Raw genomic sequence first — 24328 nt, 5'->3', positions numbered from 1 at the left:
GGAGGTCGTCTGTGATCTGGCTTGGCTTACTTGTTCTGGCATGCATGGTCAGCTTTGTGATCTATGTCAGCGTGCCCAAAACAGATGACCACCCCAAACGGTCGCTTGGACGCGTGGGCGTCGCGGTTGTGCCGGTGATTGGTGCCATGGGCCTATACATATTTTTGGGCAACCCGACCCTCCCCGCACAGCCATATGCAGATCGCGACGGCGAACGCAATCTGGCGGCCGCTGCGGCCGCGGCCGGTAATGTGACCGATCCGAACTACAAAACCGATCAGCAAATTCGAAAATTGCTCAACCAGATCGTCCTGTCGCTAGAAGTTAATCCACGTAACTTGCAAGGCTGGATCGTTCTGGCACGTGGATCGCTGCGTCTGGGGAATGTCGAACGTGCAGTTGCGGCCTTTGCCCGGGCATATGCCCTTTCGGGGCACAATCCACTTCTGGCGATTGAATATGCCGACACCCGCATTACCGCGCAAAACGGCGAGATCGATAGCACATCACGCGATCTGGTGCTGCACGCCCTTGGGCAGATGCCTAACCATCTTCTGGCGCGCTACTACTATGGCATGATGCTTAAACAGGATGACAAATCCGAACAGGCGCTGCGCGTCCTAAGTGATCTTCATCGCGATATCCCCACGGATGATCCGTTGGGCAATGCCACTGAGAGCGAGATCAAGGCGCTTCAGCAAAAAGTCGATCAAAAGGTTGAGGCTGAATAGCTTCATCCGGCAGGATGTTGATACGGACTGCACGCCTCAACGCCCAATCAGATACAAAACGCCGATCAACGCGCCGACAATTAATCCCAATGTGCCAACAAGTGCCAACAGACGCATGACGGGATGAAGTTGCGACAGCTCACTTTGAGGTATCACGCGCGTGCCATATTCTTGATCAGAAGACCGTTGCTCATCAAACCGGCGAAGGGCTTCTTCACCGCTCATCGGCGGCATGGGAATGCGATCAAGCACGGTTCCCCGATCCGTTCTATGCGAACCATCCGAACCGGGCTTGTTGGTGTTTTCAGGCATGATTTAAATTGATGCCGGTTAACGCTCTGCGGTGAGGCCGCTATCAGGTGCATTGTCCTGGGGCTGATAGGTTGGCCAGCTTCCTGCCGCCAACAGATCAAGTGACGGTGCTTCCTGACCGAACCGCGAACGATACATCCAGAAATTGGCCATAACCCGTTCAACAAACAGACGGGTTTCGCGCGACGGGATGCTTTCGATGAAGTAAAGCGGATCGACGTTATCCTTAAGCGCCTTCTGCCAGCGACCAAGATTGCCAATGCCACCGTTATACGCCGCCATCAACTGCAAAACGCCATTATCAACGCCGTTCTGTTCAAGCAGATGATCAACATATTTCTGCCCAAGCGACAGGTTGATTTCCGGCTGATACAGCTCCGCACGTTTGGCACCACGATAACGGGTGTTACCGATATAGCTTGCCGTAGCGGGCATCAACTGCATCAATCCGCGTGCACCGGCATGACTGCGCGCATCGGTATTGAAACCCGATTCCTGACGCATGAACGCATAAATCAGTGCCCGATCAACTTCATAGCCGCCTTCCGGTGCCCATGGCGGGACCGGATACAGCGCGTTCACGATCACTTCGCCGGTTTTCTGGGCGATATAGCTTCCCAACCGCATGGTCAGGGATGCGAAATTCGCCGTATCGGTTAAAGACAAAACCGCACGACGCAGCGCATCATCATCCGAGGCCGCGGCTTTACGCAATTCACGTTCGGCTTCATCGCGCTGGTCAATCTGCAACAACGCAAGTGCACGACGCCCGTGCGGATCAAGCTTCAGCTTGTTCGCACGGTTTTCATCAAGCTCAAGGCTATCCCAGTCAAACACGTCATCGCGTCCAAGGGCGCGCATCGCAAGCAAGCCATAGAACGAGCGCGGATATTCCGCTGCCCGGTTTAGCATCGTGTCAGCTTCTTCAAAGCGCCCTGCTGCCAGATCAATACGTGCGGCCCAGAAGGCCCCGGCAGTACGGGTCCAGCTTGATGCATATTTATTGGTGCTCAAGGCGACGAAATGCTGATGGGCTGTCTCCATCTTGCCCAGACGCCACGCGGTCAGGCCCGCAGTCCAATGCGCCTGCGGCAGATATTTTCCAGACCGCTTTGCCGCTTCTCCGGCAAATTTCAACGCAAGGTCAGGCTTGCCAAAATAATAGTAGCCAGACGCAATTGATGTCCGTGCCTGATCCAGTTCATAGGCATCAAACAGGCGCTTTGCTTCCTGGCTTTCAAGAACCTGCAACGCCCCGGTCGGCCAGCCACTGCCGATGCGATGACGGATACGACGTTTAAGCGTCGAAAGACGCGAACGCTGCTTGGACGACAGGCTTTTGGTGGATTTGTGATAATACGGGCGGATATCTTCGTAATCGTATCCGGCCCCCGAAACATAGCCGCCAACCGGCTTTTTCGGATAAGTTGCCGAACCACGGCGGGTCAGGGCCAGTTTATAAATGCGTGGTGCCTGCGGAAGATCGGCATATTTCGCCAACCAGTCCTTAAGTTCCTTGTAACGCGAACGGTAGGCCGTCGGATGCAGATATCGTTGCGCCATCACATGCCCCATCAGGACATCATCATTCAGGCGCGAAATCAGGCGGTCCGCATCTTTCCAGCGGCCCTGCTCCTGCACGGCAAAAATCTGTTCGTAAAGTTCTGCGTCACGCTTGGAAAGTGGTTCTGGAAGCGAAACCGAAAGCGCATCACCAAGATCGGGATTGCCCAAGGCTGCCTGTTCCTGCGTCTCGGCGACAGCAGGTGACGGTGCAACCATGGCAAATGACACGGCACCGAAAACAGCGATGATAAGACCCCGTCCCAGTGCACGTTGCGCACCAAGCAGGTTCGTTCTTATTGCTTCGATCAAAATCAGTATCTTCCCCAACGCGGCTTTATCGTAAAGCCGCGTATTTATCCCGAAGCAGTTTGATGTCGCAACCCGTTGCTTGCGGTGTTCCCCCCGCGTGATGGGGCCTGTTATAGCAGGAAACACCAAAACAGCGAAATGATTTATCCAGAATCAATCACTTGGCGAGGAACCGCAAGGATACACCGTTAGCCTGCATATCTCCTATGCAGGGACGCCAAAACGCGAATTCATGAGAGCTTTTGCGCCGTCGCGCGCAAATCGCGCCACGCCAAACGTTTTTGTTCCGGCGTGCGCAACAGATAAGCGGGATGGAACATCGCCGTCAAATCGGCCTTGGCCCCATCCGCAAAGATCAATTCTTTCCACGTCCCGCGCAAACGGGTAATGCCGCGATCTTCTTCCATCAGGGCCTTGGCCGAACTTCCACCAAGACAGATCACGACTTTGGGCGCGATCAGCTCAATATGGCGCCGAACAAACGGCTCGCACACCGCCGTTTCGGCTGTGGTGGGCTGGCGGTTCCCCGGCGGCCGCCACGGCAGGATATTGGTGATGTAAACCTCTTCACGCGACAGTCCGATGGACCGCAGCATCGCATCAAGAAGCTTGCCACTTGGTCCGACAAACGGAAGTCCCTGACGATCCTCTTCGGCACCGGGAGCTTCACCGACCAAAACAAGCTTGGCTTCGGGGTTTCCCGTGCCAAATACCGTGTTGCTGGCCGATTTCTTGAGCGCGCAGCCTTCAAACTTTTCAATCGCGTCCTTAAGCTCATCAAGCGTCTTGGCCTCCGCTGCCGCGTCACGGGCGGACTGGCGTGCTTCATGGGGCGTATCGGATAAAAGGAACCCGCCATCAACCGGGGCGGATTGCACACCGCCACCAGCACCACCCGACGGAACGTTTGCCGGTCGCGCTGCTGCGGGCGATGAACCACGCGCAGGTCGACTGGCCGCCGCCGCAGGGGCAAAGCCCGGACGGTTTGCAGCATTGCGGCTCAGGCTTTCGGACGCCTTGAAACGATCAAGCGGCTCGTCAGCAATCGCCTCGTCGACACCCATTTCATACTGCCAAATCAGCGCCTGAAATGGATCGAGATTATTTACATCAAAATCTGTAATTGGTTTGCTCATCTACACAAAGACGGTGTATGTTGCGGCGCACCTGTATATGGCGCACTGATATTTGGACCGACTTTAACGATTTTGATCCACTTGTACCATATACAAACGTGCCTCAAATCGGTATAGCTTTACCGATTAAAAGGCTAAATGTGAGAAATCAGGGCTTGGGCGAGACCCTGATCGGTGAATACCGGCTTGCAACCAAACGGACGGAAACAGTCTGATATGGTTGGCAACCAAAGGAGAGAGGCCAAATGGAACGCGAATCCATGGAATTTGACGTGGTTGTCGTCGGCGCTGGTGTATCCGGTCTGTCGGCTGCCATCAAGCTGATGCAACTCGCCCAGGAACAGGAAAAAGAAATCACCGTTTGTGTGGTGGAAAAAGGTTCCGAAGTTGGCGCACACACCCTTTCGGGTGCTGTGATGGAGCCCCGCTCCATGAATGAACTGTTCCCGGACTGGAAAGAACGCGGCGCGCCGCTGAACGTTCCGGCGGGCAAAGACCAGTTCATGATGTTGAGCGAGACGGGCGCACAAAAGATGCCGACCCCGCCCCAGATGCACAACAAGGGCAACTACATTGTCAGCCTTGGCAACGTCTGTCGCTGGATGGGCGAACAGGCCGAAGCCCTTGGCGTTGAAGTTTATCCCGGTTTTGCTGCTGCCGAAGTTCTGTTTAACGAAGACGGCTCGGTCAAGGGTATTGCGACTGGCGACATGGGCCTTCAGCGCGATGGCACACCGGGCCCGAACCACGAACCGGGCATGGAACTGCATGCCAAATACACCTTCTTTGCCGAAGGGTGCCGCGGGTCATTGTCCGAACAGTTGATCAAGAAGTTTGATCTGCGCAAAAATTCCGATCCACAAACCTATGGCATCGGCATCAAGGAACTTTGGGAAGTTGATCCGGAAGTCCATAAGGAAGGCCTGATCCAGCACACAATCGGCTGGCCGCTTGATAAGGACACCTATGGCGGGTCATTCCTCTATCACCTTGATAACAATCAGGTGGTTGTCGGCTTCGTCATTGGTCTGGACTATGAAAACCCGCACTTAAGCCCGTTTGATGAATTTCAGCGGTTCAAAACCCACCCGACCGTCCGCAAGATTTTCGAAAACGGTCGCCGTATTTCCTATGGCGCACGTGCGCTCAACGAAGGCGGCTTCCAGTCGATCCCGGATCTGGTTTTCCCGGGTGGATGCCTGATCGGTTGTTCGGCAGGCTTCATGAATGTGCCCAAGATCAAAGGGTCGCATACCGCGATGAAGACCGGCATGCTTGCCGCCGAAGCCGCATTTGAAGCATTGACCGCCGACGAAGTTCCGGCCTCGATGGAAAGCTATCCGGCGCGCCTGAAAGACAGCTGGGTGTATCCCGAACTGCACAAAGTGCGCAACATCCGTCCAAGCTTTGCCAAATGGGGCTTCTGGGGCGGCATGGCCTATAGTGCGGTTGATACATATCTGTTTGGCGGCAAGGCTCCGTGGACGTTTAAAAACCATGCGGATCACTCCTGCCTGAAGCCTGCCAGTGAAATGCCAAAGATCGACTATCCGAAACCCGATGGCAAAATCACTTTTGACAAATTGTCGTCTGTCTTCCTGTCAAACACCAACCACAGCGAAGATCAACCGATCCACCTGACATTGAAAGATGCCAGCGTCCCGGTCAGCACCAACCTTGCGGTATATGACGGGCCCGAGGCCCGTTTCTGCCCGGCGGGTGTCTATGAGTTTGTCGAAGACGAAGAAAACGGTGGCAACCGCCTCCAGATCAATGCGCAGAACTGTGTGCATTGTAAAACCTGCGACATCAAGGACCCCACCCAGAACATCGTCTGGGTCGTGCCAGAAGGTGGCGGCGGTCCGAACTACCCGAACATGTAAACCTGATCAGGTTTATCCTCATACAAAAGGGGCCGCAGATTTGCGGCCCCTTTTTATTTTACGACATTGCCCAGTCTTGGCACACTCTATACAAGTTTTTTCTTGTTTAAGTTACAATCCAAGCGTTCAATACCTGCCCTTTTCTTACACGCGGGCAGAACACCATGAAGATTGCAATCGTCACACTCGATGGCTTTAACGAGATTGACAGTTTTGTCGCCCTGTCGATTTTGAACCGGGCAAAGGCCGATGGTGTTTGCGCCGAAATAACCGGCATGGGTGAAACCGTTACGTCGATGAACGGTGCGACCGTTACCGTTCAACAACCGCTTTCTTTTGTTGCGAAGGCCGACGCCGTTTTGTTTGGCAGTGGCATTCACACCCGCGATCAGATCAATACGCCTGAATTGATGGCAAAGCTTTCACTTGATCCGTCACGTCAATTGATCGGCGCGCAATGCTCCGGGGTTTTGTTCCTGCATCGTCTTGGAATTCTGCCCGCCACCATTACAACTGACACCAAAACCCGTCCCGTTCTGGCCCGCACCGACACCGTCATAGAAGACCGCCCGCTTGTCGCACAGGGCAATATCGTGACCAGTGGCGGGTGTTTGTCGTCAAGCTATCTGGCCGGCTGGATGTTGGCCAAACACGTCGGGATCGATAAAGCCATCTCGATATTGGAATATGTCGCACCGGTTGGACAGAAATCACAATTTGCCAAACAGGCGCGCGACATCATCAGCAAACAGCTTGATATCCCTGCAAAACGCCCGCTTTACTGCTAGTCACAGCATATCCGCACCGGCTATCGGTTAAGAACGTTGCCAAAGACAGCTTTACGTTGTTGCAAATGCTTTGCCTTATAATTGCCGACTGAGTAGGCTACCCCTGAGATTCAATATGGCACTTGTTAGAATGTAGCGATGCCAAACCCGAATTGCGGATGCAGGATAAGCCTTTGAAACGTCAATTGTTACACATCATCATTCCGATGACGGCCCTTGCACTGTCGGCCTGTGGCACCATGCCAAAGGATAGCGGGCAGGTAGAATTCGAATATCCGCAAAGCGATGGTTTCTCGGGTAACTTCCTTGCTGGCAAGGCCGCACAGATTGAAAACAGCACCGATTACGCCGCAAAATATCTTTTGCGCGCGCATGAGCTGGACACTGACAACAAGGAACTGCGTCGTCGTGCGTTCCTTGCCCTGATTTCAGACGGTCGTATTGCCGATGCCGAAGACATCGCACGTCAGCTTTACGCCGAAAACCCGGAAGACCTGTTTGCCGTCATGGCGGTGATGGATGCCGACATTCAAAATAATGACTTTCAGGCAGCACTGGATGTTGTATCGGGCCTGCCACAACGTGGCATCAACGCCCTGATCTCCCCGCTTGCCAAAGCATGGCTATATACCGGGCTTGAGGCCAAAGAACCCGCACTTGCAGCCTTAAATGAAATAGAAGGCAATGGCGCACTTAACCCGCTTTCGGAATACCACCGCGGCCTGATCTTGGCATATTTCGATGATCTCGACGGTGCCGAACGCGCGCTTGCCAGTGCCTATGGTGACCCGGCAGACGCCCCTTTGCGCGCCGCCGAGGCACTTGGTGCTGTTTATGAACGCAAGGGCCAGACACAAAAAGCCGCCCTTCTCTATGCAAGTTATATGGACCGTCATCCACAATCGCTGGCGATGCCCTATCACCTCAAACGTCTTGAACGCGGTGATCCGCCGCTTGCAACCGTTCTGACACCGGCATCGGGTCTGGCAGAGGCCTATCTGGATCTTGCAACCCTGCTCAGTCAGGAAAATGCCGTTGATCCATCGCTTTTGCTCGCACGCTATTCCCTGTCGTTGCGACCGGGGGATGACATCACCCGTTTGCTCGTCGGTGAGGTCATGGAAATTCAGGGCCGCTTTGACGCCGCCGTTTCGGTCTACAGCTCAATCCCCGATACATCCCCGCACAGCTGGAACGCAAAACTGCGTATTGCTTCCAGCCTCGAACAGATTGGTCAGGCCGATAAGGCTGTCGATCTGCTTAAGAACATGGTCAACGAACGCGATAGCCGCCCGGACGCCCTTATTCAGCTTGGCGATATCCTGCGCATTCAACAGGACTTTGCCGGGGCCGCTAGCGCCTATGACAAGGCGATTGCACGACTTGGTGGTGACAGTCAGGTCGGCTGGCGCCTGTTGTATCGTCGCGGCATCGCACATGAACGTGCAGGCTTCTGGAAAAAGGCGGAGTATGATTTCCTGCTAGCCCTCGAACTTGAACCCGAACAGCCATACGTTTTGAATTATCTCGGCTATAGCTGGGTTGATATGGGCATGAATTTCGATCAGGCCGAAGACATGCTCAAACGCGCGGTCGAATTGCAGCCTGATGACGGCTACATCGTCGATAGCCTCGGCTGGGTTTACTATAAACTTGGCCGCTTTGATGATGCGGTGACGCAACTCGAAAAAGCAGTCGAACTTAAACCCGATGATCCGACCATCAATGATCACCTTGGCGACGCCTACTGGCAGGCAGGACGCTATCACGAGGCCCGCTTCCAATGGCATCGTGCGCTGTCGTTCAACCCGACAGAAGAACTGCGCACCACAGTAGAAGCCAAGCTCAACGGCCAGGTGCCAAGCACAGACCCGATTGTCGTAAACTGACCGTTTGGGAAGAAACACCCGATGTCCGCGACCTATAGCCAGCAGGCTCCAGCCAAGATCAATCTGTTCCTGCATGTCACCGGCAAAAGAGACGACGGCTACCACCTTCTGGAAAGCCTCGTCTGCTTTACAGCCGCCGGGGATGTTGTAAGCGGTGAGCTTCGTAATGACGGCAAGATTACCCTTGCCGTCACTGGCCCGATGGCAGACGCCCTTTCAAACGACCACACCAATGACAACCTTGTCGTTCGGGCTGCACGTCTTTTGCAGGAAGAAGCCAATACCGAACTTGGTGCGGATTTGATCCTTGATAAACGCCTGCCTGTTGCATCTGGCATCGGTGGGGGCTCTGCCGATGCGGCAGCGGCCATACGCCTTCTGTATGAGATGTGGAACCTTGACCTGGATGGCGACAGGCTTTCTGCGATTGCCTTATCGCTTGGTGCGGATGTGCCGGTTTGCCTTCATGGCAAAGCGACCCTGATGTCGGGGATTGGCGAAAAACTGACCGAACTTCCAGATTTACCTCCCTTGCCGATTGTCTTGATCAATCCGGGAAAGCCCGTTTCAACACCGGCTATTTTCAAAGCACGCGAAGAAGACGGGTTCAGTGACGAAGGCCTGTGGAACATTCGCATGCGTTATGAAAGTGGTGCCGCTCTTGCGGCGGATCTTCAGGAATGCGGAAATGACCTCACACTTGCCGCGACATCGATCCTGCCTGACATCTGCGATGTTTTAAATGCCATGGCCCGCGAAGAAGGCTGTTTACTGGCGCGCATGTCAGGATCGGGGGCAACCTGCTTTGCCATTTATGACACCGCCACACAGGCAGAAAAGGCGGCAAACGCCATCGCGTCGCAGCACGAAAACTGGTGGATTGTTCCCACCGAAATCCGTTGTGAACAGTCCCAGATTTTGTCAAATATCGGCGCATCCTTTCCAGACTGAGATATAGATAAAAAAACCTTCAAATAGAGGGTTGCGCTCTGGCGACGGGAACGCTATTTTCCGCGCCACACACGCTGATGGGGCGTGGCCAAGTGGTAAGGCATCGGTTTTTGGTATCGTGTACCGTAGGTTCGAATCCTACCGCCCCAGCCAAATGTGATTTTTCTAGTAAAATCAACGAGTTACTACCCTGCCATAGCGCGGGGTAGTACACGTTGGTGGTACACGTTTGGTGTCCACAACGGTACATCAAACCTCCCCTCCCGAACCACCTATTCAGCAAACACAGCGCCACCAAGGGCCAAGCAGATTCGCGTGTGCCAATTAATCGCCTTTGCACCGACGCCACCATCCCCTGCCAAATACAGGCGTAGCAGCATGTCTGCCACACAATGCGGAAGCTTGTGGCAACAATCCCCACCAGACCGATTGCCAAAAAACCGCATTCCGTTATGGTGCTTCCTCTAACATTCAACGTGCCTAAAGTTGCAGGGGAAACACTAGTTTCATGTCTCAGTTGACGCTTCAAGAACTTGAATCACACCTGTGGGGGACGGCGAACATTCTTCGTGGGTCCATCGACTCAGGGGATTTCAAGCATTACATCTTTGGTCTTCTGTTCTATCGCCGTCTGTGTGACGTCTGGGAAGAGGAATACGAGCGTAAGCTGAGCCAGTATGGTGACAAGGAACTGGCATCTGATCCCGACGAACACCGTTTCCATATCCCCGACGGCCATTTCTGGAAGGATGTGCGCAAACACACCACCAACATTGGCGAACATCTGAACGCGGCCTTCCATGCTATTGAAGATGCCAACCACCGCCTTCGCGGGGTATTTCAGGATGTGGACTTCAACAACAAGCAACGCTTTCCCGACGCCACCCTTGAACGCCTTCTTCAGCACTTTGAAAAGCACCGCTTTCGCAACGCCGATGTCGAAGCCGATGTTCTTGGCAACGCCTATGAATATCTGATCGCCCAGTTTGCCGATGATGCGGGCAAGAAGGGGGGCGAGTTCTATACCCCCAAGATGGTCGTAAGGTTGATTGTCGAATGCTTGAAGCCCGATGAGGGCATGTCTGTCTATGATCCCACCTGCGGCTCTGGCGGGATGCTTCTGGAATGCTTCCATCACCTTGAACGCCAAGGCAAGAACCCGCGTTCATTGTCGCTCTATGGGCAGGAAAAGAACCTGAACACATGGGCGATCTGCTCCATGAACCTGTTCCTGCATGACATTGATGATGCCTTTGTTGAACGTGGCGACACCTTGCTTGATCCCAAACATCTAGTCGGTGATGGTACAAAGGCCATTCGTACCTTTGACCGTGTCCTTGCCAACCCGCCCTTCTCGCTGAAGAACTGGGGGCATGATGTCTGGTCAACCGGGGATAAATTCGGACGCGATACCTATGGCTGTCCACCGCAATCCTATGGTGATCTGGCGTTTGTCCAACACATGCTCGCCAGCCTCAGGGAAGACGGCATGTTGGGTGTGGTCTTGCCGCACGGCATTCTGTTCCGGGGCGGGGCCGAGGGCAAAATCCGAAAAGGGTTATTGGAAGATGACCTGATTGATGCAGTGATCGGGCTGGGACCAAACCTGTTTTATGGTGCGGGTATTCCGGCCTGTATCCTGATCATTCGCAGGAACAAACCAGCAGACCGCAAGGGCAAGGTTTTGGTGATCAACGGGTCTCAGGAAATCGTCGAAGGCAAAGCCCAGAATCACCTCTCAGACGCCAATGTGAAGCATTTCGCCGATACTTTCGCTACATTCAAAGATGAAGACAGGTTCGCCCGTGTGGTTGGTTTGGATGAAATTCGCGAGAATGACCACAATCTCAACATTTCTCGTTACGTCACCTCCGACGAAGCCGAAGTCGAGATTGATGTGGTGGCAGAAGTCGTCAAACTCAACGCCCTGCGTCAGCAGCGTGACGAAGCCGAAGTCAAGATGATGGGTTTCCTGAAGGAGCTTGGCTATGACGCATGAGGTTACTGAAGGTTGGCAAAGCAAGCCTCTATCAGACCTTGGGGAATATCAAAATGGTCGAGCCTTCAAGCCCGCAGATTGGGGAACTGAGGGGTTACCAATCATCCGTATTGCCCAAATCAATAACCCATACTCTGAAACCAATTATTATTCAGGATCAGATGTTCAGGAAAAGCACTTAATCCGCGATGGCGATTTGCTTTTTTCTTGGTCGGCCACTCTGACCGCACTTCTGTGGAAAAATGGGGATGGCATTTTGAACCAACATATTTTTAAGGTCGTTGAAAACGAAGGGGTTGATAAGAACTTCCTCCTATACACTATTCTTCATTCAATTGATGGACTTGCTAGCCATTCCCACGGCACCACAATGAAGCACATTAAAAAAGGTGTGCTAGATAAATACCATGTTGGTGTCCCCCCACTTCCCGAACAAAAGAAAATCGCGGAAGTTCTGAGCAGCGTGGATGAGGCCATTGCCGCGACCAAAGCCGTCATTGACCAAACCAAACAGGTCAAAAAAGGATTGCTTCAAACCCTCCTCACCAAAGGCATCGGCCACACCAAGTTCAAACAAACCGAACTGGGGGAGATTCCTGAGAGTTGGGAGCTAAAAAAAGCAGATGACCTCTGCATGACCATATCTGTCGGCATCGTCATCAAGCCTGCACAGTATTATGTGGAGGCAGGTAGCGGAATCAAAGCACTCCGATCAGCTAATGTCCGCGAAGGTTATATTGAAGATGATAAATGGGTTTATCTCTCAAAAGAAGGACACGAGAAAAACAAAAAGTCTCAGCTTAAAGCGGGCGACGTTCTTGTCGTAAGAAGTGGATATACAGGTACATCGTGTGTTGTTCCACCCGAGTATAATGGAACAAACTGTATTGACATCATATTCGCCCGTCCGAAGCACAACCTCGTTATTTCGGAATTCTTGTCAGCCTACATCAATAGCCCTGAAGGTCGTAAGCAAGTTTTGAAGTCAGAGGGTGGCCTCGCTCAAAAGCATTTCAATGTCACCGAGCTAAAGAAAATGCTTGTGCCAATCCCACCAAAAGCCGAACAAATCGAGATTGTCCGACATCTTGAAGACGCACAGACAGCTACTAGGCTGAACGAAGCGAAGCTTAGCCAACTCCAAGCACTTAAAACCGGCCTCATGTCCGACCTTCTCACAGGTCGCAAACGGGTGGAGGTACCAAATGTCTGAGGAAAATCAACATCCACCGCTTGGAGATACCTCAACCTCCAAAGCATTGCGGATTGGGGCGAGTGTTGCGGGTGCTGTTCCTTTTGTCGGAGCAAGCATCCAGACGGTGTTGACAGAAATTATCCCGAATGTTCGGGCTGATAGGGTGGAATCCTATATCCGCCACCTTCAAGATCAGATTGATGAACTCAAGCTAAAGCTCGCCTTGGAAAAACCCGAAGGGCTTGACCTGTTTGAAGAAGGCCTATGGCAATCCGCACGTGCCTTCACTGAAGAACGCAAAAAGTATATCGGGGAACTGGTCATATCTGGCCTTAATTGTGAAGAAGCAGAACAACACAGGGTTCGTCACAATCTTCGTATTTTAAATCAGATCGGTGACGACGAAATCCTCATTCTTTCCAGCTACCAGTCAAAATATCAGGCTATCAGCAGCGATGATGCCAAAGCATTTCGGAAAAAGCACAAGAGTGTTCTTGGTCCTTTCAGCAGAGCACTGGGTTCAGCAGATCGTTCAAAGGCGGCTCACAAGGATGCACTTTTGGCGCATTTGGCTTCATTCGGCCTTCTTAAAGTAACGGAAGAAGACTTTGAGACCAGCAGAGTTAAACATGCTCTGACAAGCCAAGGGGTTGCCTTGCTGAGATACATCGGCATAGCTGAAGATTAAGAGGCAAGAGCGATATGGGCAGTGAGTGGCAACTGGCGGAAAAGCCAACGATCCAAGTCTTGAAGGATATGGGCCATCGCTTCGTGACCAAGGCGGAGCATGAAGCCCTACGCGATGGTGACAACCAAGTTCTGTTCCGCCCTCATGTAATTGACGCGATCAAACGCTTGAACGGCCTGTCTGACGAAGATGCCCAAGCGGCCTATGTCGAGCTACTCAGCAAGAATGATAATGAGGAATGGCTGGGAATCTTGCGCGGGAACTATAGCCGCAAGGTTCAGGGTCAGTCCGAACACAAGACCATAAAGCTCATTGATTTCCTGAACCCGGAAAACAACAGTTTCACCGTTACCAACCAGCTTTATATCAAGGCGGAGAAATCCCGCATTCCCGATGTCGTGGTTTATATCAACGGCATCCCGGTGGTGGTGATCGAGGCCAAGTCACCGATCAATGCCAAGGATAAGACCGGCGAGGCATTCGATCAGATCAAGCAATATGAACGCGATATCCCACGGCTGTTCTATTCCAACTGCTTTAACATTCTGACCGATGGCACCAATTGCCTGTATGGCGCTACCGGAAGCCCTTCGAAATTCTATGGCTCTTGGGGTGATCCTTGGCCGCGTCCGGAGAGAGACTTTTCCAATGAACTCAACAAGGGTCTATGGAGCCTGTTGGAGCCTTCGCGCCTGTTGGACTTGATCGCCCATTTCATCGTCTTTGAGCAAGCCGAAGTCGGGAAGATCAAAAAGATTTGCCGCTATCAGCAGTTCCGGGCGGTCAACAAGATCGTCAGCAGGGTTGTGGACGGTAAACACCGCAAGGGGTTGGTCTGGCATACCCAAGGGTCTGGCAAGTCCCTGACGATGGTTTTTGCAGCGTTGAAACTGAAAACCCATCTGACCGAAGCATCCCCCGAACTGGCAAACCCCAACCTGATGGTGCTGACCGACCGCATTGATCTTGATGACCAGATCAGCGGCACATTCAAGGCCTGTGGGTTACCAAACCCTGTCAGCGTTGGTTCGGTTGCTGATCTTCATGCGCTGATTGGCAGTGGCATTGACGGCATCACAGCCCTGTCCACGATCTTCAAGTTCCAAGGCTCCAAGTCACCGATTGCCAATTCCCAAAACTGGATCGCCATGGTGGATGAGTGCCACCGCACACAGGAAAAGGACCTTGGCGCGTATCTTCGTGCGACCATGCCTGAAGCGCGGTTCTTTGGATTTACCGGCACTCCGATCAAGAAAACCGATAAGGATACCTACAAGAACTTCGGGATTGTTGGCGAGGGGTATCTGGACAAATACGGCATTGATGATGCTGTGGCCGATGGGGCGACCGTTCCGATCTATTACACCGGACGCAAGACGGACTGGCACATTGATGAAGCCAAGATCGACATTCTGTTTGACCAATGGTTTGCCGATCTACCTGATGACAAGCTTGAAGAGCTTAAGAAGCGCGGCGTCACTTTTGCCGATCTGGTGAAGCACCCCAGACGCATTGAACTGATTGCCTATGACATCTGGACCCATTTCAAGGAATACGCTGCCCCGGATGGCTACAAGGCGCAAATCGTCGCAATAGATCGCGAAGCGGTGATTCTTTATAAACGTGCCTTGGACACGGTGATTGCGGAAGATTTGATCAAGCAGGGCATGTCCCCGGATGACGCCATGAAGGCAGCGGCACGAAAATCCGCCTGTGTCTATTCACGATCACAAGAAGACGACAAGCCATCCGAAGATGACCATATTGCTGATCTTCGCAAAGGGCTGATGGCGCACTACCTTGATCGTGATGCGGAAACATCCGTCAAACAGGCATTTGGCAAGAAGGGGGAAACCCCCGATTTCCTGATCGTCTGTGACAAGCTTTTAACGGGGTTTGATGCACCAATTGAATCCGTCATGTACCTTGATAAACCGCTTAAGGAACACACCCTTCTTCAGGCGATTGCACGGACCAACCGCGTGGCGGATTCTAACAAGAAAAATGGTCTGATCGTGGATTATATCGGCGTCTCTCAGAAGCTTGATGAGGCCCTTTCGTCCTACCGGTCTGATGATGTTCAGAATGCAATGGTGGACCTAGACAACCTTCGTTCACAACTCAAAGCGGCCCACGCCACCGTCATGAAGATGATGAAGGGCTTGAAGCGCGGGACCTCCGACCTGAAGGCGGAATATGATACCTTTGTTGATATCATAAAGACCGAAGACCAGTGGTTTACTTACCGCTCTGTTGCCCGCGAGTTTATCTCGATCTATGCGGCGCTCAGTCCTGATAAATCGGTTCTGGAATACACCAAGGACCTTAAATGGATCGCGAGCTTCCTTCGTTACGCCACACAGGTGTTCGAGAAAAAAGAAGCGTTTGACCACAAAGACTACAGCAAGAAAATCCGCGAAATGCTTGAAGAGCATCTTGATGCCACGGGCTTGAGCGTAACCGTCAAGCTTCGGTCGATCACTGATCCTGACTTCTGGCAAGATTTTGATATAGATGGCAAACTGGAAACAGACCTTAAAACGGCTGCCATCCGCAAGGGGACAGAACTCCGCAAAACCGTCTATGAAAGGCTCGACGAAAACCCTCATCAATACGGAAAGTTTTCCCAGCGCCTCAAGGAATTGCTTGAGAAGATGGACGGCGCACAGTTGTCTTGGGCAGATAAGCTCAGGATGGCCGAGGACCTTGCCAAGGACTTGGAGGCTGAGGCAAAAGCCCATGAAGGCACCAATATGTCGCCAGACGCATACGGCATTATGAAGGTTCTTGAAAGCTATCAACCCGAAGAGATGACGCCTGATAACTTGGCCGAAATCGCGGTATCGGTTGAAGGCATATACGAGACCACACCACCCATGTGGCATGAGAAAACCGAGCTTAGAAAGAACCTTCGTCAACAGGTCCGCCAGAAGCTTCATGAAATGGGCTTTGGAAACCTGAAGCTTGTATCCGAAGAAGTTGAGGAATTTGCCCTCAAAGCTTTTGCGAAGTGACGACCATGCTGACTCTGACCATCGGCGACACCAGCATTCCATATGAGTTAAAGCGCATTGGAACATGCGAGAAGGCAAGGATCACCGTAACGCCAGAGCATGTGGAGGTTATTGTGCCCCCCACGGCAACGGACGAGCAGATCAACAATGCCGTTCATCGGCGGCGACAATGGATTTTTGACCAGACCCGCAGGATGCAGGAAGCAGCCGACAGATCGCCTTCGTTATCCCGGTTTGTCAGCGGGGCAAAGATACCGTTCCGGGGGCGCATGACGCGGCTTAAAGTTGGCTCTACGGACGATACGTTGGTCCATGTTTCGTACCGGAATGGCCTTTACATTGAATATCCGACCTCGGCCTCTCCGCACTCACAGGACATGCTGATCGAAGACGCCTTGCGGCTGTGGCTCAAGAAGCGGCTGCGACAGGATGTTGCCGACTTCATTCGTCGCTATGGGCCAAAGAACGACCTGAAGCCCAAAGCCTACCGCATCAAGGACCAGAAGCACCTATGGGGCAGTTGCGGCAATGACAGGATTATCAATATCAACTGGCATCTGATCTTTGCCCCAAAGACAGTCCTTGAATACGCGGTGGTTCATGAACTTTGCCACCTGCGTCACCGCAACCACGATAAACCTTTCTGGAACTTGGTCGGGTCAATCATACCAGACTACCAACCCAGAAAAGCGTGGCTTGATCAGAACGAACACATGCTGGTGATTAACAGGGTAGAGACGAGCTAAACGCAATAGGTAGTTTACACTGTAACTGCACCAATGATCGGTACTGGACGCTGCTGACAGACAGCCTGATCCCAGTATAATTTTGGCGGAAAAATCTCAGCGGGTATCATTGTATATGCCCTGAGCAAAATCCCCCCCGGCAGGGGTCTTCTTCACTCGCATCCGTATTGTCCATCAAGATCAACAGCAGGGGCTTGCATATAAGCGGTCGCCATTGCCTGATTCTCATCGTTGCCATTCAACTGCTCTCACGAACAGAATCACTATATCACTCAAGGCATGTCCAAATACGACCGTTTACGGACAGGTAAAACCATTTGCATCAAACTATGTCCAAAAAGGTGTTGACAATATTTTGGACACATCCATGTTATGAACACCCTTTTTGAACATAGAGGATGTCCTCAGATGCACACCTTTGCCTATGCCCGCGTTTCGACCACAGCCCAAACGACCGAGAACCAGATCAAAGAGATTGAGGATCGCGGTTATACGCCAGACACCATTTATCAGGATGTGATCAGCGGGAAAGTTCCAACAGCTAAGCGTCAAGAGTTCTCCAAGCTGATTGATACTGTTCAGCGGATGAAAGGCGAGAAGCGCCTGATCGTATCCAAGCTGGACCGACTTGGGCGAGACGCAGCAGACATCCTGCAAACTGTCCGGGCTCTTGAGGATTTGGGCTGCAAGGTCCTTGTTTTACAACTCGGAGAACTGGACCTGACATCAACAGCCGGGAAACTTGTTCTTTCGACCCTTTCGGCTGTTGCTGAAATGGAACGTGACATTCTTATTGAACGGACACAGGCCGGGTTATCTCGCGCCCGTAGCCAAGGCAAAACGCTAGGCCGACCCAATGTCACAGATGAGCAAACACGTCAGAACATCCGGCATCTTCTCACAGACGGGAAGTCAGTATCCGCCATAGCCCGCCAGCATGGCATCTCTCGACAAACTGTCATGAGGATCAGAGATGACCTAAAAGATTGATTAATATGACAATAAAATCAATTCAAGCGATTAGGTTCCCCCTAAGAAGGAAGCACCGGCAGAAGCTCTGTCGGCACACTGATCACTTCTTAGGAAACCTAAATGACAACCAAAGTAGAACTATTCACAAGCGGCGCTTGCCCTCAAAACCCCGGCCCCGGTGGCTGGGCACACCTTCTGAGAAAACCCGGCAAGGAACGATTGCGAGGCGGAAAAGCCAAACATACCACAAACAACCAGATGGAGCTGGTTGCCGTGATCAAAGGGCTAGAGCTCCTTAAATCACCACGGATTGTTCATATTATCACCGATAGCCGCTACATCATCGACGGTATGACCTGTTGGATTGCAAAATGGAAAGCACAGAACTGGTCCCTCAACAAATCCGGCAGCAAACAGGTCAAGAATGCCGAACTCTGGCAGAAGCTGGATGCACTTTGTAAAATCCATCAAATCACTTGGGAATGGGTAAAAGGACAGAGTGGGCACCCGGATAATGAACGAGTCGATCAGGAGGCAAACCGGTATGCGAAAGCTGCAAACGCTTAGCAAGTAGATGCCCCCACGTCAGCCATAACCAACAAAACGGCCCTGTCCTTCGCGGATGGGGCTTTTTCTTTTTACAACTATTAACAACACGGAAAAACCATGGGAACTGAGAAATACACCATTGCCTTTCACGAGGCTGCACATGCAACAATGAGTATCATCAAAGGCTACACCGTTCTTGAACTGAAAATTCATGACGAGCCATCCACTGACGGTATAGCTGGTCACTGTCGCTATATTGCCCCCGACAATTGGTTAAATGAGGCTTGGATTACTTTGGCTGGACCTGTCGCAACAGCCCTTCACCATGGCCGAAAAGAAAGGGCAACATTTACCTATCAAGATGACCGCGACCACAAGAAATGCAGGAACCTGTTCCTTAAATTCCTTAATCCGGAAGTGCCAAGCGAGTTACTACCGTTTCTGACGGAGGACATGCCCACAACGGTCGAATGTATTCTGGAAGGCCATTATCCCGAAGGCGTGTCCGGCACCCTAAAAGGAAAACTAACCCGCTTCAGCAAGCTCTATGGCAAAACACTCAAACAAGTGGACAAATTGCTTTGGCATGAAACATCTCAGGTCAGAGATTTCATTGGGAGAAACCCTGACTACATGCCCTTAACCTATCACATTGCAGATGAGTTGTTCATCAAAGGGAAAATGGATCAGCATGACGTACGACTCAGCCTCAGAGAGTTTCTCAACCAACAAGGAATCAAAAATGCGCAGACAAAACAGTCAATAGCAGCATGACGCGGGGACAGTGCCGAAGATGAAATACACCCGCAAAGTCACAGATCAAATAACAGGCGAAGTTTATGAAATCAGCTTGGGAGAGCACCTGACATTCACCGAAACTGCCATCAAGCTAAAGATAAAAAGATCATCCCTGATCAAGGTCTTACTTCACATGGAAATCTGCCAACGGGAGTATGATCCAATAGCCAACCAGTATCGCCATCGCCTCAAGCCGGAAGCGAAAGAAAAGGGTCTTGGCTATCGCATCTACGGAGATAACGGCCCGTTTGACGTTCTTTCGCAAATAGCTTTGGATTGGATCAGTGCAGAACTGAAACAGCACCTACTGGACACAAACCTTGATAAAGCCACAAGGGATGCGATGAAAGCATTGAACAACTTCGGAAAAACAAGAACGCAGGAACTCGACACAGAAGGAAAGGTGCGCTGGTTGCTTGATTATCATCCCGACCTTCCGGTGACAGAAATCGGAAAGGGTCTTGGCATAAGTAGGGAACTGGTTCATCGCTATCAAAGACACCGTAACAAACAGCTCTGGTGGTCTCAAAAAAAGCGTCATGCCCCGCTTGAAAAAACACTTTCAGGTCTAACCCAAGATCATTTTGCAGAAACACTAGAGGCCTTCGCAGCGTAACCCTGAAGGTAAGACTTTGAGTTCCTAACTCTATTACTTTCGGTGTGAACACCGTCAAAAACACTTTTCGGCTCACTTGTGAATGCCCGACAACTGTGTTTTCAAGCCAAACTAAAAAGACCTCGCCAAGCGCATCATTAACGGGGTCTTCTTTTTCCTCGTTTGTGTCTATCTATCTGTTCGTTTTTCCTACAGCCCACCGCGACACGCCCTTTGTAATTCCAAGCACATGAAGCAGGTTGCACAACTGCACTGGACTATAACGAGCAACCATCATGGATACTGTTTCTCAAATATCTGGATTATCTGGAACGCGACCGGACGAGCACCTGCTACTCGTTGCACTCGGCGGATTGAAGCTTATTCGGCGGCAACTTTCGAACCGGCACTGACAGCATCTAACCCTGAGTAACGGACCGCTTCAATAACATCGCGGAGTGTCGAGATTTCCAATCCATCCGGGTTATAGGTGCCAAAGGTGATACCTGCCTTCTCATGCCCCACCACCTGCGCCACTTCTGTTTGTGGAAGCCTTGCACGTTCCAATACCTGAATGACATTGCGTCGGAATGAATGGAAATCGACCCTATCGCGGTTGTTATCCCGGTTTATACGCGTCACACCAAGCTTGCGGCGATAGGTCGTGAAGGTCTTGGAAAGGTACCAAGAACGCTTCTGGTCCGGTCCACCGGGCTTGAGCGCCGGAAACAACCAATCGCCCTCCTGACGCTTCAGATAGTCGATAAAGCCCAACTCAATCAGATGACTATGGACTGGCACCAGACGATCACCTGCTTCTGTCTTGGCGTTCGTGATGTCAAAACACCAGATGCCGTCCTTTTGCTTGATGTCGGCAATGGTCCGGTTACAGATTTCATTCAGGCGCATTCCGCTATAGGCGGCAATCCAGCACACCCAACGCAACGTCGTCTCATAGTTTGGCTTCTCGGGAGCCACTTCTGGCTTGTCCCGCAGCAACAACTTCAGCTCGTCCGAAGTAAACGGAAGCTTGCCAACCTTGCGCCGCTCTCCTTCACGTCTTTGCTGCCCTTCCCATGGGTTGTCGCCATTGAACTCCCCGACACGCTTAGCCCACTTCCAAACAAGCCCCAACGCCATAGAAAAACGGTTGATTGTGCGGTTGCTCAGGCCAACCTCGTGATTACCATACAGCTCCATGATCTCGCTAAAGGTGCGCTCTTTCGTCTTGGAGCTACGCCCCCAATGCGGATCAAGGCTGCTAACAAGGGTAAGGAATTTGGAAGCCTTTGCCCGATCAATATCATCCATCTCCGGGCTACCGGCCCACTGATCAAACAGACGGAATACTGCCTCGTATTGACCTTGTGTTTGCGCGGTAATCCTCGCTGCACTGTCACGTTGTATTTCTTCAAGATACCGTGCAGCTATATCCTTGAATGAAGCCGCTTTGGTTTTCTTCTTGGCAGCGGTTACCGGCCTCAAGGTCAAGGGATCAATTGCGGAACGACCGAAGATCAACGGGCGCTCAAAGATTTTACCGTTCAGTGCCGCAATCCGACCATTGGCTGCTTTAACACGTGCGAAAGAAAGAGCGTATTCAAGATCACTGAGCCGCCTTGTTTCAATTCTATCTATTTCATAACCCATGAGAACATCACAGGTATCCTCATCCTGTTGATACTCATCCATTTCTTGAAGTGTACGGTCAAATTCTTCGTTGGCTCGTTCTTCGATCTCGGCAGGGGTTAGCTCACGATGACCACGCACCACATCAATTCGGGCTTTATATTCATTGACTAACGCCCACCGCGCACTCTGCGCCTTGCTTAGATCACGTGTTCCCAGTGACTTAACGACCTCTGATTTTTCATCAAAAGCATGGCGTACATCAGCTGGGATTTTCATGGCGAAATACCATGTCTGACGGCGCTTTTTCAGGTAGGTTGTATCGGCCATTTTGGGTCCCAGCAGTACACGTTGGTAGTACACGTTTCTAGTACACGGGTCCTTTTAAAGTCAACAAAATCAACATACTCAACGGATTGAGGCCTATTCGATTTAGGCTCCTACCGCCCCAGCCAAGACAAACCGCTTTGAGGTTTTCCTCAAAGCGGTTTTCTTTTTGTCTGTTGGCCGAGCACCTGCGCACAAAGTATCGAAATGCGCGTGACAGGCCCCATATCAACACTGTAGCGTTTAACATCCTACCGACTTGATCTGTCACTCATGCAGCACGCGCGAGCCTTAAGCCTTTGCGCAAAATCGATATTTTCCAGGAAAACCGAATGACAAACGGGGAACAAGATACGCAGACAGGCCGGCCCCTATTGCTGCGCCCGCGAGACGTAATTGTCCCTTTTCGTCGCCGTATCATCGTTGCCACGGTTTTGATGCTTGCCGTGATCACTGGCGATGGCTTTGTTGAATATTACACGCAAAACACCCGCAATGAGGCAGCCCTTCAAATCAATATGAGCGGCCGCCAGCGCATGCTTAGTCAGCGCATTAGCGGGTTCACCCAATCACTGGCACGCTACGATTCGGTCCCGGCAACAGAAGAAAGCGAAATCCGATCAGCCTTGGCAGACGCCATTGATCTGATGGGGCGCTCCCATCTGGCTCTCACCCATGGCAGCGAAGAACTTGGTCTTGCCACCCCTTATGGTGAAATTCGACAGCATTACTTTGATGGAAATCCATCTCTGGATATGGAAATTCGGGATTTTCTGGATGCTGCTACCCGGGTCCTCACGCATACGGAAAATCAGCCGGGGATTTCAGACGACGTCGAAGCCATTCGCAAAGCCGCCTTCAAACCGCTTTTAAGCAAACTCGACAAAGCCGTTCAAATTTATCAACGGGATGCGGAACACCACTTAAAGATAAGTCAGCAGGTCTCGCTTTTCATGGGATTCTTGTTGGTTGCCAGCATCCTTGTTGTGATGTTCGCAATCGTCTGGCCAATGATCGCCGTCATCCGCACAAGTCTGCATCAATTTGCTGACGAACGGAATCGCGCGAACGCCGCCAGTCAGGCAAAATCGGAATTTCTGGCAACGGTAAGCCACGAAATCCGAACCCCGATGAACAGCATCCTTGGCCTTTCGGACCTTCTGGCAAAGGGTAAAATGTCGTCCAACCTGCAACGGTATGCCGTGCTGGTGAATGAGTCGGCAAAATCGCTGATGGCTATTCTGAATGATGTTCTTGATTTCAGTAAAATCGAAGCGGGGCACCTTGGCGTTGAAACCATCACATTTTCCCCGCGTGACGTTGTCTACGACACAGTTGGCAGCTTCGGCAGCACAGCAGCGGAAAAGAAGTTGTCGTTAAAAACCGTAATTGCCGAAGACACCCCGCAGCTTATTCAGGGTGATCCGACAAGATTACGACAGATCCTGACAAACTTTATCGGCAACGCCCTTAAATTCACCGAGGAAGGATCCGTTACCGTCACCCTGCAACGCAGTGACCGTTTATCCGAAAACTGGGCCGAACGCGTTGTCTTACGGTTTGAAGTTGCCGACACCGGCATTGGCTTTGCCCCCGAAAAGAAGCAATACCTGTTTGAAGCATTCAGCCAGGCCGATCAAAGCACGACACGGCAATTTGGCGGCACAGGACTGGGGCTTGCAATTGCCAAACGCCTGACAAACGCCATGGGTGGCGAAATCGATGCCACATCATCACCGGGCAAAGGGGCAACCTTTTGGGTGGATTTACCTTTCTCCCCTGTGGAAACCGCTCTTAAATCCGATCCTGACCTTAACGAGTTTGGTCCGGGGTTGGATAAAGCTGTGCATTCACAATCCAAGTCGGAACCTGTGTCAGACGACCTGATCAAGGTTCTTGTCGTCGATGACAAGGAACTTAACCGCATTGTGTTGGGCGCCTTTCTGGACACCAGCCAGTATCAGGTCAGCTATGCCGCTAATGGCAAGGAGGCGGTTGATATGGCGATCAACAACGCCTTCCACCTGATCCTGATGGATGCACAGATGCCTGTGATGGATGGTACAGAGGCGATGAATGCCATCCGCCTATCGGCAGGGCCATCCCAAAATGCGCGGATTATTGTTGTCACCGCCGATGCACTTGAACAGGCACGCGAACGCTATATCTCAGCAGGATTTGATGGCTACCTTGCCAAACCAATCACACAGGAAACTCTGGCAAAAACAATCAAGGATGCCGGTTAACGGCA

At 51.8% G+C, this 24328-nt stretch carries 19 protein-coding genes and 1 tRNA gene; 16 read left to right on the top strand and 4 right to left on the bottom strand.

The genetic code is table 11. From position 1 onward, the window contains the following. Positions 1-11 precede the first annotated feature (11 nt). Entirely contained in the window at positions 12-731 is a 720-nt protein-coding gene (locus COO92_RS00795; RefSeq protein ID WP_101299055.1) for a tetratricopeptide repeat protein, read from the top strand. A 36-nt stretch (positions 732-767) separates the two neighbouring features. On the opposite strand, the gene COO92_RS00790 is transcribed toward COO92_RS00795, so the two are convergent. The 3 genes from COO92_RS00790 to COO92_RS00780 form a co-directional block, all read right to left on the bottom strand. Further along, the gene (locus tag COO92_RS00790) at positions 768-1043 is read right to left on the bottom strand and encodes a hypothetical protein (RefSeq protein ID WP_101299053.1); all 276 of its coding nucleotides are present in this window, start codon (positions 1041-1043) and stop codon (positions 768-770) included. Positions 1044-1061: 18 nt separating this feature from the next. Continuing rightward, positions 1062-2918: a lytic transglycosylase domain-containing protein gene (locus COO92_RS00785; RefSeq protein ID WP_101299051.1), complete on the bottom strand. Its 1857-nt coding sequence runs from the start codon at positions 2916-2918 to the stop codon at positions 1062-1064. Between the two features lie 230 nt (positions 2919-3148). Next, the gene (locus COO92_RS00780; RefSeq protein WP_101299049.1) at positions 3149-4054 is read right to left on the bottom strand and encodes a uracil-DNA glycosylase; all 906 of its coding nucleotides are present in this window, start codon (positions 4052-4054) and stop codon (positions 3149-3151) included. A 245-nt stretch (positions 4055-4299) separates the two neighbouring features. Here COO92_RS00780 and COO92_RS00775 point away from each other — a divergent pair, with 245 nt between their 5' ends. The 14 genes from COO92_RS00775 to COO92_RS00710 all read left to right on the top strand — a co-directional run bounded on the left by COO92_RS00775 (position 4300) and on the right by COO92_RS00710 (position 20142). Further along, positions 4300-5937 (top strand): electron transfer flavoprotein-ubiquinone oxidoreductase, encoded by a 1638-nt coding sequence (locus COO92_RS00775; RefSeq protein WP_101299047.1) that lies wholly within the window; start codon positions 4300-4302, stop codon positions 5935-5937. 164 nt (positions 5938-6101) lie between these two features. Beyond that, positions 6102-6725: a DJ-1/PfpI family protein gene (locus tag COO92_RS00770; protein WP_101299046.1), complete on the top strand. Its 624-nt coding sequence runs from the start codon at positions 6102-6104 to the stop codon at positions 6723-6725. Positions 6726-6898: 173 nt separating this feature from the next. Continuing rightward, positions 6899-8614 carry a tetratricopeptide repeat protein gene (locus tag COO92_RS00765; protein WP_101299044.1) on the top strand — a complete coding sequence of 572 codons (1716 nt, stop codon included), beginning with the start codon at positions 6899-6901 and terminating at the stop codon, positions 8612-8614. A gap of 21 nt (positions 8615-8635) precedes the next feature. After that, on the top strand, positions 8636-9565 hold the full coding sequence (locus tag COO92_RS00760) for a 4-(cytidine 5'-diphospho)-2-C-methyl-D-erythritol kinase (protein WP_101299041.1): 930 nt from the start codon (positions 8636-8638) through the stop codon (positions 9563-9565). Positions 9566-9643: 78 nt separating this feature from the next. Then, a tRNA-Gln gene (locus COO92_RS00755) sits at positions 9644-9718 on the top strand. Positions 9719-10073: 355 nt separating this feature from the next. Next, positions 10074-11564, top strand: coding sequence for a type I restriction-modification system subunit M (locus COO92_RS00750; protein ID WP_101299039.1), 1491 nt, complete (start codon positions 10074-10076; stop codon positions 11562-11564). Then, on the top strand, positions 11554-12777 hold the full coding sequence (locus tag COO92_RS00745) for a restriction endonuclease subunit S (protein WP_101299037.1): 1224 nt from the start codon (positions 11554-11556) through the stop codon (positions 12775-12777). The genes COO92_RS00750 and COO92_RS00745 overlap by 11 nt, the downstream gene beginning before the upstream one ends. Then, positions 12770-13447 (top strand): hypothetical protein, encoded by a 678-nt coding sequence (locus COO92_RS00740; protein WP_101299035.1) that lies wholly within the window; start codon positions 12770-12772, stop codon positions 13445-13447. The genes COO92_RS00745 and COO92_RS00740 overlap by 8 nt, the downstream gene beginning before the upstream one ends. A 14-nt stretch (positions 13448-13461) precedes the next feature. Next, complete coding sequence (locus COO92_RS00735) at positions 13462-16461, top strand: type I restriction endonuclease subunit R (protein WP_101299033.1); 3000 nt, start codon at positions 13462-13464, stop codon at positions 16459-16461. A gap of 5 nt (positions 16462-16466) precedes the next feature. Further along, the gene (locus COO92_RS00730) at positions 16467-17207 is read left to right on the top strand and encodes a M48 family metallopeptidase (RefSeq protein WP_101299032.1); all 741 of its coding nucleotides are present in this window, start codon (positions 16467-16469) and stop codon (positions 17205-17207) included. Positions 17208-17615: 408 nt separating this feature from the next. After that, positions 17616-18197: a recombinase family protein gene (locus tag COO92_RS00725; RefSeq protein WP_101299030.1), complete on the top strand. Its 582-nt coding sequence runs from the start codon at positions 17616-17618 to the stop codon at positions 18195-18197. Between the two features lie 102 nt (positions 18198-18299). After that, positions 18300-18746, top strand: coding sequence for a ribonuclease HI (gene rnhA, locus COO92_RS00720; protein ID WP_101299028.1), 447 nt, complete (start codon positions 18300-18302; stop codon positions 18744-18746). A gap of 99 nt (positions 18747-18845) precedes the next feature. Further along, positions 18846-19502, top strand: coding sequence for a zinc metalloprotease (locus tag COO92_RS00715; RefSeq protein ID WP_101299026.1), 657 nt, complete (start codon positions 18846-18848; stop codon positions 19500-19502). 19 nt (positions 19503-19521) lie between these two features. Next, complete coding sequence (locus COO92_RS00710; RefSeq protein WP_101299025.1) at positions 19522-20142, top strand: hypothetical protein; 621 nt, start codon at positions 19522-19524, stop codon at positions 20140-20142. A 360-nt stretch (positions 20143-20502) separates the two neighbouring features. Here COO92_RS00710 and COO92_RS00700 read toward each other — a convergent pair whose 3' ends face one another. Further along, a complete protein-coding gene (locus COO92_RS00700) occupies positions 20503-22080 on the bottom strand; it encodes a site-specific integrase (protein ID WP_101299023.1) in 1578 nt (525 codons plus the stop codon). Between the two features lie 329 nt (positions 22081-22409). On the opposite strand from COO92_RS00700, the gene COO92_RS00695 reads away from it, so the two are divergent. Next, on the top strand, positions 22410-24323 hold the full coding sequence (locus COO92_RS00695; protein ID WP_101299022.1) for an ATP-binding protein: 1914 nt from the start codon (positions 22410-22412) through the stop codon (positions 24321-24323). The last annotated feature ends 5 nt before the right edge of the window (positions 24324-24328 follow it).

It is taken from the genome of Thalassospira lohafexi, assembly GCF_002844275.1.
GTDB lineage: Bacteria > Pseudomonadota > Alphaproteobacteria > Rhodospirillales > Thalassospiraceae > Thalassospira > Thalassospira lohafexi.
This window is presented reverse-complemented; position numbering and strand designations above follow the sequence as displayed.

Excerpts from the sequence above, each read along its gene's own strand:
- rnhA (WP_101299028.1), top strand. The coding sequence starts at position 18,300 with ATGACAACCAAAGTAGAACTATTCACAAGCGGCGCTTGCCCTCAAAAC.
- COO92_RS00700 (WP_101299023.1), bottom strand. The coding sequence starts at position 22,080 with ATGGCCGATACAACCTACCTGAAAAAGCGCCGTCAGACATGGTATTTC.
- COO92_RS00695 (WP_101299022.1), top strand. The coding sequence starts at position 22,410 with ATGACAAACGGGGAACAAGATACGCAGACAGGCCGGCCCCTATTGCTG.
- COO92_RS00760 (WP_101299041.1), top strand. The coding sequence starts at position 8,636 with ATGTCCGCGACCTATAGCCAGCAGGCTCCAGCCAAGATCAATCTGTTC.
- COO92_RS00730 (WP_101299032.1), top strand. The coding sequence starts at position 16,467 with ATGCTGACTCTGACCATCGGCGACACCAGCATTCCATATGAGTTAAAG.
- COO92_RS00750 (WP_101299039.1), top strand. The coding sequence starts at position 10,074 with ATGTCTCAGTTGACGCTTCAAGAACTTGAATCACACCTGTGGGGGACG.
- COO92_RS00715 (WP_101299026.1), top strand. The coding sequence starts at position 18,846 with ATGGGAACTGAGAAATACACCATTGCCTTTCACGAGGCTGCACATGCA.
- COO92_RS00710 (WP_101299025.1), top strand. The coding sequence starts at position 19,522 with ATGAAATACACCCGCAAAGTCACAGATCAAATAACAGGCGAAGTTTAT.
- COO92_RS00775 (WP_101299047.1), top strand. The coding sequence starts at position 4,300 with ATGGAACGCGAATCCATGGAATTTGACGTGGTTGTCGTCGGCGCTGGT.
- COO92_RS00770 (WP_101299046.1), top strand. The coding sequence starts at position 6,102 with ATGAAGATTGCAATCGTCACACTCGATGGCTTTAACGAGATTGACAGT.
- COO92_RS00780 (WP_101299049.1), bottom strand. The coding sequence starts at position 4,054 with ATGAGCAAACCAATTACAGATTTTGATGTAAATAATCTCGATCCATTT.
- COO92_RS00745 (WP_101299037.1), top strand. The coding sequence starts at position 11,554 with ATGACGCATGAGGTTACTGAAGGTTGGCAAAGCAAGCCTCTATCAGAC.
- COO92_RS00740 (WP_101299035.1), top strand. The coding sequence starts at position 12,770 with ATGTCTGAGGAAAATCAACATCCACCGCTTGGAGATACCTCAACCTCC.
- COO92_RS00790 (WP_101299053.1), bottom strand. The coding sequence starts at position 1,043 with ATGCCTGAAAACACCAACAAGCCCGGTTCGGATGGTTCGCATAGAACG.
- COO92_RS00735 (WP_101299033.1), top strand. The coding sequence starts at position 13,462 with ATGGGCAGTGAGTGGCAACTGGCGGAAAAGCCAACGATCCAAGTCTTG.
- COO92_RS00725 (WP_101299030.1), top strand. The coding sequence starts at position 17,616 with ATGCACACCTTTGCCTATGCCCGCGTTTCGACCACAGCCCAAACGACC.